Consider the following 10,464-nt stretch of genomic DNA (forward strand, 5'->3'; position numbering starts at 1 on the left):
TTCCTCAACGAACCGTTTATTAAATACCCATTAGCTATCATTTCAGCTATAGCTATTATAAAAACAGGCTATGATTTAGGTTCCTTCATAATAAAATTTAAACATATTTAAATCGTAAAAAGGAAATTGATCTATTTTAACAAATGGTCCATTTCCTTTTTATATTTTATTGCATCTTTTTCAAAACATAGTGACTTTATTTAAAAGTGATAATTGTTAATAATATGATTTCGTGCGATAGCTAAGAAACTATATTTAAACATAAAATATCTTCATCTAAATCAATTCTTTTGTTATCAATAGCCCTCAACATATAAAGAAAATCTTTTATTACCACAAAATTCCCCAGAAAAAATACAACTGAACTCTTTTCTTATTCCAAACTAGTTATATCATTTCGTATAATAGAAATATACATATATCCTACTACACTTCAGGGAGGCCTTTATCTTGAACTATGGCTGGGCTGGAACTATTGAACAATTTAAGCAATTAGATGTACAGTTTTTTGTTAAACAATTGCTAGATCATATCTATAAAACCAATGCTAATGATTCAAAAATAACTTCTCAAAAGAAAGCATGGATTGATAGTTTCAATAAACTACAAAGTTTATTTAATCGATTTTCTAATTTAGATGCATCACTTATTTTTGAATATGAGATTTTACGCGGAGGCGGTCGTCGTCCAGATGTACTTTTACTAATCAATGGTTATCTGATAGTCCTCGAATGTAAAAGTTATAATAACGTTTCGCCTTCTGAATATATCCAAACATCCCTTTATATGCGTGATCTCGAACATTATCACTCGGCTATTCAACAATCTAACATGCAAGTCATAGGTGTTTTACTGCTTACAAACTATGAAGGTGAACATTGGTTTTTCCAAAAAGATTACCAAGTAACCCTTTCCACCGTTGATGGATTGGAAACCATACTTAAACGAATATTAAATAAAACAGAAGCACCAACTTTAACGCTAGAGGATGTAATCAATGGTGTCTATGAACCCTCACCTTCTATGCTAGAAGCTGCTCGATCCATTTTAAATAATGAACCGCTCCCTGACATTAAAGCTGTATCAAGCAGTAATTTTCCAGAAGTACAACAAACTGTACGCTCAATCATTGAAGAAGCTCAACTTACAAATACCCATCATCTCATTTTAGTATCTGGCGAGCCAGGAGCAGGTAAAACATATTTAGGTCTGACCATTGCACACGAGATGAAAAATGCAGTTTATTTATCTGGTAACGGCCCATTAGTAGACGTATTACAAGATACGTTGAAAAATAGAACCTTCGTACAAGGTCTATATGGCTATAAAATGGATTTTCTCGAAAAGAGAATGATTCCAAAAGAACAAATAATCATTTTTGATGAGGCCCAACGAGCATGGGATACAAAAAAAGTCGATCAATCGCTCACTAAACGAAATCGAACAGCCCAAAACTTAAGCGAACCGGATATTATAATGAATATTACAACAAACAATAAACCGTGGAGTTTAACAATTGGCTTAATTGGTGATGGACAGGAGATCTATTCTGGAGAAGAAGGCGGTCTTGCCCTGTGGAATCATGCGATCGCTGAAAAAAACGTGACTGTTCACTCTAAACATCCTAATTCTTTATTTACTAATGCAGCACATTATAGAACTCATTCTCAGCTACATTTAAACTCATCTTTCCGTGCTCATGCAGCTTTAAAATACTATGAAATTATTAATACTTTATTAGATGCTAATTTTGAACAAACAAAACAACTGATTCATCATCTACCGAAAGAACATTATCAACTTTTTATTACACGCGATCTAAACAAAGCCAAACATACTTTACATCAGCTTTATCAGGATGATACAAAAACAGTTGGCGTTGTCTGTGCTGGTGGCGCTGATCGTCAAAAAGAAGTCCCTGTTCTACCAAGAGATGAACGATATGAACGCCCTAGTAAGATTGCCCAATACTTTAACTATCCCGAATCTCAATACTATTGTAGAGCGCTCAACTACAGCTCAACTGAATTCCAAACACAGGGACTTGAACTAGATATGACGCTCGTTCATTGGGATGATGATCTATATCTACAGAATGGAACTTGGAAGGGTCAGCACTATCAATGGGGTGTCGAAGATCCGTTCCAAATTAAACTCAATGCATATAGAGTTATTTTGACCAGAGGTCGAGATGGAACAATTATTTACATACCACCCAAAACTATACTAGATGAAACTTGGAACTTATTAAAAAATCATTTACATATTCCTGAATTGACGTTTTAAGGCTTATAATAAGAGACGATATTCTAGAGTCCTTTAGAATATCGTCTCTTATTTTTTTATTTTACAGCAACCGGAGAATTGTTCTTACATGCCTTAGAACTTTTGTAAGAAGTAGTTTCTTTAAACAATTAGTATTCTAGGAAATTGCAACTAAAGAAGTTGCTGTTTCTTTTATTCCCCTAAAAACTGAATCGCTTTGCGATACTTCTCCAATCGTTTTAGGTCTTTATCTGTTATCCTAGCAAGTCTTGAGCGATCAGAATTATGTTTTAAGTCTGCAAGTTTAACTGTACGGGCAAGAGAATTTACTTTCACTCTGCTCAGATACTCAAAATAAGGCGTGTATTTCTCTTTTGTCAGTACCTGCACTGCTTCAACTACGTTATAAGGTATACCAGCATTTAATAAATCAGCAGCTGTTATCTCAGTATCTTCAAGAACATCATGCAAATAAGCAGTAGCCTTCTCTTCGGTCGTATTTACAAAGCTAGCAACTGCCTCAGGGTGTTTGATATAATCCACACCCGCTTTATCTACTTGTCCAGCATGGGCTTTTTTGGCTATCTCATGAGCTATTTTTATATAATCAGCTAACATCGTAAAAGCTCCCCTTTCTTTAAACAAAATCTCCCCCTCTAGCAAGCTGTTCTAAAAGTGAAGGAGGAAAATATTGATATAACCCTCAGCAAATCATTGGAGTTCATCTTGAAACAAAAAATTTATAAAAAATGCCATCCTCTCTGTATATTTCTACAAAAAGAATAGCGTTTTTTGGTTATACGGATACATTTTTATTTTAATTTGAATTACGCCCTTTTCTCTTACGGGTATTTACTATATTAATGAAGAAAATTAGTCCGAAGATAAGGAATAAAAATGGGTGTACCCATGTTCTAAAATTAACAAGACTTATAATAAACATTATAATGCAAAGGATACAACCTATAATATCAATGCTAAAAGATAACTTCCCCTTTATTTTTTTCATTTATAACTATTCCCTTCCAGATGCCACCTTTAATTTATAATTCTCAATATAATAATAACATACGTTTCGATTTTTAACCTTTTTACATTTAATTACTTTTTTAGTTCTGGTGCAACAAATACCTGTATTGTGTGCACCAGGGTAGCAAGATAGCAATAACCCCTGAAATTAAAAGTAAATCTGAACAGATTGAAGAATCCACTACAAAAAAGCTACCGAAGCAAAAGTAAACAACATATAGATTTGAATTATATTTCTCAACAACCAAAATTACTTAATGTGGCAAAATAATACTCGGGTTGGCACCCAATACCATATTACGATTGTTCCAGTCGCAGTAAGGTACCTTTGGGTGTTTTTTCTTTTGTTTGAAACACATTCTGGCAAAATACCTGTATCTTTGTTGATTTACGACTCACATAAACCAACAAACTTCGTATATATAATTTGTTACCCTAAATAGGTTGACGATACGAACAGTTATAGGAGGATTTTGTGAATGGTAAAAACAGCTTGTGTAAGTATGATTACTGGCATTCTTTTAATATGTTCAACAGGATGTGCCACTCAAACTGATTCTATTACAGCTAAAACTCAATCAATAGATGATGGCACATATACAACAAAAGAGATCACAGACGCATTTCCTGTAGGAACACCCATAACTACTTACATTCAAAAAGAAGAAAAACTGAACGTAAAACATCTCACCAATATTTCACTTACAGATGGTGGCGTCGGTAGAGTTCTGGAAGCAACAGATGGTTTTGTTGTCGTATGTGGGAATGAAAAAGGAATTTTTGATGTGTTAATATTTAAAACCATGGAAGATGTAAAGAAATATGAACAGAGTTTAAAGCGATAATTAATATCCTTCTTATGCCTTTTACACAAACATTGTCCTCTAGCTCTTGCTATGGCTTTTTCTAAGTACAGTATAATTGCGTCATGAATACACACACGTTATAATAGTCACCTAATTACATATTAAGAGGTGCAGAAAATGAATAAAACAGAATTAACAAAATTAGTAGCAGAAAAAGCTGAACTTACACAAAAAGATGCTGCAGCAGCAACACAAGCGTTATTAGATACAGTAACAAATGCGCTAGCAAATGGAGAGAAAGTACAGATTCTTGGTTTTGGTACATTTGAAGTACGTGAAAGATCTGCACGTACAGGACGTAACCCACAAACAGGTGAAGAAATGCAAATCGCGGCTTCAAAAGCACCTGCTTTTAAAGCTGGAAAAGAATTAAAAGAGGCAGTGAAATAATTATATACATTGAAAGAGTCCTGATATGAATATCAGGACTCTTTCAATAGCCTTTTTGTTCATAAAACAAAAAAGTATCATCCAATATATATTAGATGATTCCTCCTCTCCCACCTATTTCCGTAGGTGGGCCTTATCTTTATTACACAATCCAAATCATACTCTGATTTTTCCATAAACTCTATGCAATTATACATATCTGTAAAAAATTACACCAAATAAATATTACATATAATAAAATAATAAACGTGGATACATTCTATAAAGCAGATTCTTTTGAAAGGCGTCACTCTAATGCTGATCTCAAATCTCTTGTACTTTGTGAACTAACAATCTGGTGTATATAGACGATCCTGTTTTATAGGATGTGTTTACACGTATAACAAAGGGATAATACGATAAGTTTATACTAAATGAACGTGGTTCAAGTCGGAAGAAGGCACCTTAGGGTGTCTTTTTTTGTACATATAAAAGCCTCACCGTCCCTGGAAACGGTAAGTCCTTTAAAACAAATAACAATTGCAACTATATTAATTTTACATTACATTAAAAGTTAGAGAAAGCGCTTATACTAATACAGTGCTAAATAGTAGGTGAAAAAATGGAATTTAACGATTTGGGTATTACCATTAAAGAACTTAGAATAAAAAAAAACATATCACAATCCGAATTGTGTCATGGAATATGTTCACAAAGTCAAATTAGCAAGATCGAAAAAGGTGTGATTTATCCATCTAGCATATTGTTATATCAATTATCAGAAAGACTTGGGATTGATCCAAATCATATATTTGCACTAACTCAAAACAAAAAAATTAAATATGTAGAAAATGTAAAATATGTAATAAAAGATTGCTTAAAACAAAAACAATATAAAGAACTTTATGAAATAGTAAAAAGAGAGAAAAACTTAAATAACTTTCAAACAAATGAAGAGAAACAATTTCTAATATGGCATGAAGCAATTGCTATATTTATGGTGGAGCGATCAATAAAAACGGCTTTAGATCTTTTAAATCATGCATTAAAACTAACTTTAACTAATTCTAATTTTTTATCAGAAAGAGAAATAGATATTATGCAGACAATGGCTATATTTCATGGAGAAAATAAAGAATATGAAAAAAGTATTACTATATTAAGAAGATGTTTAAATAATTTTAATAAGTTAGCTTTTCCTAGAGATAAAGAAATTAAATTAAAAATCATTTTCAATTTAGCAAAAAATTTAGGTCATGCAAATCAACACGAAGAGGCAATAAAATACAATGATATGGGCATCCAACTAGCTATTAATCTAAATACTTTATATTTATTAGGTGAATTATACTATGGACAGGGTTGGAACTTATTAAAACTTAAACAATATAATAAAGAAGATGTTGATAATAACATGAAAAAAGCGTTATTTATATTTGAATTAACAAAAAACGAAAAAAAATTACAAATAATTAAAGAAGAATATTTCGAAAAACATAATTGCTAAATAACTACTTTTGAATACTGCTTATCTAATAAAAGAAACATTGCCCTAATTAGAGCAATGTTTCTTTTATTCATTTGACATTAGAAATTGAAATGGATGAGAACAAATTTGGAATTCTATTTTCAAAAGCTAATGTAAAGGAAGGGATTAATTCATGTATTCTTTCTTGCAGTGATTTCTTATCTACTTCTCCAAGTTCGTTCAAAACTTCATTCCCCTCTGAAGTCTCATCCCCAGTGATTAACATGCTTAATATATCTGAGTTAATGATTTCATGTGGCGAATAAACTAGCCCATTCATCATTATATATTTTTGGAGCATGGATGAATTACCCTCATTTGCTTGCTTTACAGCTTGTTTAAGGTATAAATCAAAATATTTCTGTGCAAATTTCACACCTTTTAGTGGAACGGCTCCTACATGTTCAACACCTTTCCAACGTAAATCCGCAATTGAACTCAGCCACCATGCCGGCTCAATAGCTTGTTGCATACGTTGCAGCACTTTGCGTTCGAATCCAGGTTTATGAGTAGAATGTTCTTTTAAACAAGTATCTAACATTTCAGCTTCAATGGCGGCTACGGTCATCCCTTGTCCGTAAATGGGATCAAAGTTACAAAAAGCATCACCTAACACTAATAATCCAGATGGCCAATTTTCCATTTGTTCAAAGTGTTGACGAGTTGACTCCTGCGCTCTAAATCCTCTTGGGACACTTATTGGTTCTAATTCTCTAATTAACTCCCTCATCATAGGAGTAACTAAAGAATCCAGTTCTTTTTCATATTCTTTCGAATTGGTTGGTGGATAGTGCGTACCTCCAGCAACAAATAGTAGCGCTTGAGCTATGTTATCTTCAATATACAATAACCCTACAGCACCAACTTTTTTAGCAGGATCTCCTTCAGAAATTGCACTCAATTTCTCTTTGATATGTGAAGGTACTTTATAATATCTCGTGCTATATCCAAAATCCACCTTTAAACGTTCTGGTTCTGGAACATCATAGCCCATAGATGTAAGCCATTTATTAAGTTTAGATTGACGACCACATGTGTCAACTACCAAATCGGTTAACACAGTTCGCTTTGTTTTTAATTCGTCTCGTTCTTGAATATGAATTCCAATAACACGCTTGTGATCAGACGAAGCTAAAAGGCCTGTCACCGCTTGCTTTGAATAAAAATGTACATTAGGAATTTCTTGCACACGTTGGCGGATTGTCCATTCTAACAATGCTCGACTGCTTGCTGCACCTTTTCGTTCTATAACTAGTTCCAGTTCCCCATACGGAGAAAATCGAATCATTTTATCATTCTTGACATTATGGGCCCCTAAATTTAATAAATCATCAACATATCCAGGAAAGAAACGGTTCATGATTATTTCTCCACGTGGTAATACACGATGAGGATGAAAGTCTTGGGGTGTACCTGGACGTTCAGATGGTTTTTGAGGTAACTCATCTTTTTCAACAACTATCACTTTCTCAAAATAACTGGAAAGCACGCGTGCAGTAAGCAATCCTGCAATACCAGCTCCAATCACAAGTGCATTTTCTCTTTTTTGCTGTTGATATAGTAATTGATTATCCATCAATAATCTCCCCTCTTTCTAAAAAGTATGTTTGTTCAACATGAATCTATTAAAACTTTTCCAGAAATCAGAATAAACAAATGATGATTCTTCATTATTTTAGTAAGGAGCCCGTTGATATAATAGTTCATATAGGGAAACAAAAACAGATACATTTCAAAACACTACGTTCCCCCCACAAGCGAGAAATAATTAACGTGACTAGTAGAATTGTAGTATCTGATAGCACTGGCCTTGAATAGTTTGTTTTTTGGTTATCAATGTGTCAGTAAATCCAGCACATTTATCGTTATACTTTCAAGCTCAGTTCTCTTAATATATATATGTTTATATTTTTTAGATATACGATTTTAAATCTTTCTGAAACCCCAATAGACAAATGTACCGGTATCATTATATTAAAGAGTTCACCCTAAATTAGTAATCTGTTGAAAAACTACTTTAGCCAACAGGTGCTTTAATTAAATACCTTTATTATCTCTGCAAAGGTATTTAAATTTCAAATACGTTTTTCAATCCTTTGAATCCAGTAAAATAATTCATTTAAATAATAAGATTTCACTGCATAATAGAATACCTAAAGCGCTGTGGGTATTTCGTTTCATTATGCCCCTATCGGGATCTGCCTTCATCATTCATATTATTAAAATTACGTTAGTCCAAGTCAGAAAAAGTACACTTAAATGAGGATCTTTTTAACAAAATTCAAGTTTATATAACCTTTATAAATGCCCACCGCTTATAATAGTTTTTTAATACTGCTTTATTCCCCCTTTAATATTTTTTATAATTTGCACCTTAAATGTATGACTTTTATTCCCCTTATAAATATTTAGGGTTTTTAGAAATATTTATTTGATTTTTAGTAATATTAGGATTCTATTTTATCTAATAGAAACTAGAGGGTTTGAGAAAAGTATGTAATAATGCATAATAAATCAATCAGATATTATGATATACTTTCAAAGAGCTGATACAAAATTTCTTTAGATTGGAAAACTAAAGTCTTATCTACCTATTTGTGGGGACGCCTTATGGCGTCTTTTCTTTTTATTATAAAAAACCCCCAAGCATTCATATGCTTAAGGGTTTATCAATTGAAAGGTAGAGCTGTTTGGAATTCTTTAAATTAAGAACAAAGTGGGATTACTCCTAAACCAATTAATAAAGCTGCAGCAAACGCTGGAATTGGCGCAGGAATCTCGATACCTTCTACAACTAAAAAGTATTGACCATTTACTAATTTAAAACAAACTAATTGCATGGATAATCCTCCCTTCTGTTAGGATTAATACATTATATTAATTAATCTAATTATTGATATAATTAAATGGTTTGTTTTTTAGAAAATGGGTAAGCAATATTCCGGGGAAGCACATTAAATGATCTTTCCCTTATTTTCAAAAGGACCTGCTCATTTCATACGTAAAAACATAAGTTGACACTCCCACGGCTAAAGCCGCAAGTCCTATACCTTACGGTGTAACGGATGGGATTCTTGAATGACTAAGCATTCGCAGTCCATTTCTGTTTTGAACAGCCTTCAAGATGAGGGTGTGCCATCACCCCTCCTAAGACAGACCATATAGGTTCTTAGGCTGATTGACTATTACCGCCAACCACAGTTGCGTAGCGAATATTCATCGCCCCAACGATATCACGATGTTTCTCAAACCCACATTGGCACTTGTATTTTCTGTCTTGCGCCTTGTTCTTTCCAGAACATTTCGGACATGTTTGACTTGTATAAGAAGGGTTCACATATTCGACCTTTATGCCAACTAATGTCGCTTTGTACTCGATGAATTGTGCTAAACGATGGAATGACCAAGTGTGTAGATTTTTTTCGTTTTTACGGCTTGTTCGTGCCGTCTGTCTAATGTTCGTTAGTTGCTCTAATCGAATGACAGAAATATTATTATCCGTTGCAAAATCAACGATTCCACGACTTACTTTGTGGTCTTGGTCTTGCATCCATCTTTGTTCTTTATCATCAAGTTGACGAAGGGCATTCAGTTTCTTAGCTTCTCCTAATTTCTTGCGAATACTGCGAAACTTACGTTTCATAAATTTATTTTGCCTACCGTTCCCGAAGAAACGAACTTTATCATCATCTGTGATAGCTACCGCAGGAACTTTGAGACCTAAGTCTACTCCTAAAATCTTTGTTCCCGTTTTTTCGTTTGTAGGAATCGTGACAGATATTTGAGCAATCCATTTAGCAGATTTCTTCGTGATACGAAGTGTACCTAACTTGTACTTCAACAATTCGAAATTGCGATTATATTTGTCGATTAATAAAGCGCGAACCTTTAAACGAGTTGACTTTCCGTTTACCATAAACGGAATTGAAATGTGTGTGAAGTCAAATGAATAGTTTTGGTTATTCCATACACAAACAGGTCTTTTTAGAATCGGAACGATTTTGTATTTACTCTTTTTCACCTTTGTAGAAAACACACTTTTCGCATCTTTAATTGCTTGATTTTTCACCGCACTTGGGATATTGGCCTCAATATCCTTTGTACTTTTCTTCGTGCTTTTCTTTGCTTCAACCATTTCAGATACAAGAGCATTAATGACTTTTATATACTCGTGGCTACTTTGTTCCAATAGCATGATTTGTTCTTTTGTTGGAAGCAATTTAACTTTAACCGTGATGGTTTGTGACACAAGTTTCACCCCCTCGTTTTTTGATTTTCAACATAATGTTTTATTGTCTCACTTGATACACTTCCAGCAGTAGAAACAAAATAAGAACGCGTCCATAGGCTCGGCAAGTGTTGAAGATGTGAAAATTCTTCTCTCAAACGTTTTGATGTCACTCCTTT

9 protein-coding genes are annotated in these 10,464 nt (G+C 33.4%); 4 read left to right on the plus strand and 5 right to left on the minus strand.

What is annotated here, in order from left to right; translation table 11 throughout:
* Nucleotides 1-450: 450 nt before the first annotated feature.
* Nucleotides 451-2,286 (plus strand): DNA/RNA helicase domain-containing protein, encoded by a 1,836-nt coding sequence (locus MR170_RS21870; RefSeq protein WP_242309270.1) that lies wholly within the window; start codon nucleotides 451-453, stop codon nucleotides 2,284-2,286.
* A 171-nt stretch (nucleotides 2,287-2,457) separates the two neighbouring features.
* Here MR170_RS21870 and MR170_RS21875 read toward each other — a convergent pair whose 3' ends face one another.
* A complete protein-coding gene (locus tag MR170_RS21875; RefSeq protein WP_105434104.1) occupies nucleotides 2,458-2,883 on the minus strand; it encodes an HD domain-containing protein in 426 nt (141 codons plus the stop codon).
* An 890-nt stretch (nucleotides 2,884-3,773) separates the two neighbouring features.
* Between MR170_RS21875 and MR170_RS21880 the strand changes: the two genes are divergently transcribed.
* The 3 genes from MR170_RS21880 (at nucleotide 3,774) to MR170_RS21890 (ending at nucleotide 6,036) form a co-directional block, all read left to right on the plus strand.
* The gene (locus MR170_RS21880; RefSeq protein WP_078994249.1) at nucleotides 3,774-4,139 is read left to right on the plus strand and encodes a hypothetical protein; all 366 of its coding nucleotides are present in this window, start codon (nucleotides 3,774-3,776) and stop codon (nucleotides 4,137-4,139) included.
* A gap of 138 nt (nucleotides 4,140-4,277) precedes the next feature.
* The gene (locus tag MR170_RS21885) at nucleotides 4,278-4,550 is read left to right on the plus strand and encodes an HU family DNA-binding protein (RefSeq protein ID WP_098211584.1); all 273 of its coding nucleotides are present in this window, start codon (nucleotides 4,278-4,280) and stop codon (nucleotides 4,548-4,550) included.
* A 601-nt stretch (nucleotides 4,551-5,151) separates the two neighbouring features.
* Complete coding sequence (locus MR170_RS21890) at nucleotides 5,152-6,036, plus strand: helix-turn-helix domain-containing protein (RefSeq protein ID WP_242309272.1); 885 nt, start codon at nucleotides 5,152-5,154, stop codon at nucleotides 6,034-6,036.
* A gap of 70 nt (nucleotides 6,037-6,106) precedes the next feature.
* Here MR170_RS21890 and MR170_RS21895 read toward each other — a convergent pair whose 3' ends face one another.
* From MR170_RS21895 to MR170_RS21905, 4 genes are all read right to left on the minus strand, one after another.
* Complete coding sequence (locus tag MR170_RS21895) at nucleotides 6,107-7,633, minus strand: NAD(P)/FAD-dependent oxidoreductase (protein WP_105433570.1); 1,527 nt, start codon at nucleotides 7,631-7,633, stop codon at nucleotides 6,107-6,109.
* Between the two features lie 1,129 nt (nucleotides 7,634-8,762).
* Nucleotides 8,763-8,897, minus strand: coding sequence for a hypothetical protein (locus MR170_RS32300; RefSeq protein WP_001177694.1), 135 nt, complete (start codon nucleotides 8,895-8,897; stop codon nucleotides 8,763-8,765).
* Nucleotides 8,898-9,226: 329 nt separating this feature from the next.
* Nucleotides 9,227-10,306: an RNA-guided endonuclease TnpB family protein gene (locus MR170_RS21900; RefSeq protein WP_242309274.1), complete on the minus strand. Its 1,080-nt coding sequence runs from the start codon at nucleotides 10,304-10,306 to the stop codon at nucleotides 9,227-9,229.
* Nucleotides 10,307-10,311: 5 nt separating this feature from the next.
* Nucleotides 10,312-10,464 (minus strand): transposase (locus tag MR170_RS21905; protein WP_242309277.1); only part of this gene is annotated, 153 nt, incomplete at its 5' end.

This window comes from Bacillus cereus group sp. BfR-BA-01524 (genome assembly GCF_022662595.1).
Taxonomy (GTDB): domain Bacteria; phylum Bacillota; class Bacilli; order Bacillales; family Bacillaceae_G; genus Bacillus_A; species Bacillus_A thuringiensis_S.

Excerpts from the sequence above, each read along its gene's own strand:
- MR170_RS21880 (WP_078994249.1), top strand. The coding sequence starts at position 3,774 with ATGGTAAAAACAGCTTGTGTAAGTATGATTACTGGCATTCTTTTAATA.
- MR170_RS21890 (WP_242309272.1), top strand. The coding sequence starts at position 5,152 with ATGGAATTTAACGATTTGGGTATTACCATTAAAGAACTTAGAATAAAA.
- MR170_RS21875 (WP_105434104.1), bottom strand. The coding sequence starts at position 2,883 with ATGTTAGCTGATTATATAAAAATAGCTCATGAGATAGCCAAAAAAGCC.
- MR170_RS21885 (WP_098211584.1), top strand. The coding sequence starts at position 4,278 with ATGAATAAAACAGAATTAACAAAATTAGTAGCAGAAAAAGCTGAACTT.
- MR170_RS32300 (WP_001177694.1), bottom strand. The coding sequence starts at position 8,897 with ATGCAATTAGTTTGTTTTAAATTAGTAAATGGTCAATACTTTTTAGTT.
- MR170_RS21895 (WP_105433570.1), bottom strand. The coding sequence starts at position 7,633 with ATGGATAATCAATTACTATATCAACAGCAAAAAAGAGAAAATGCACTT.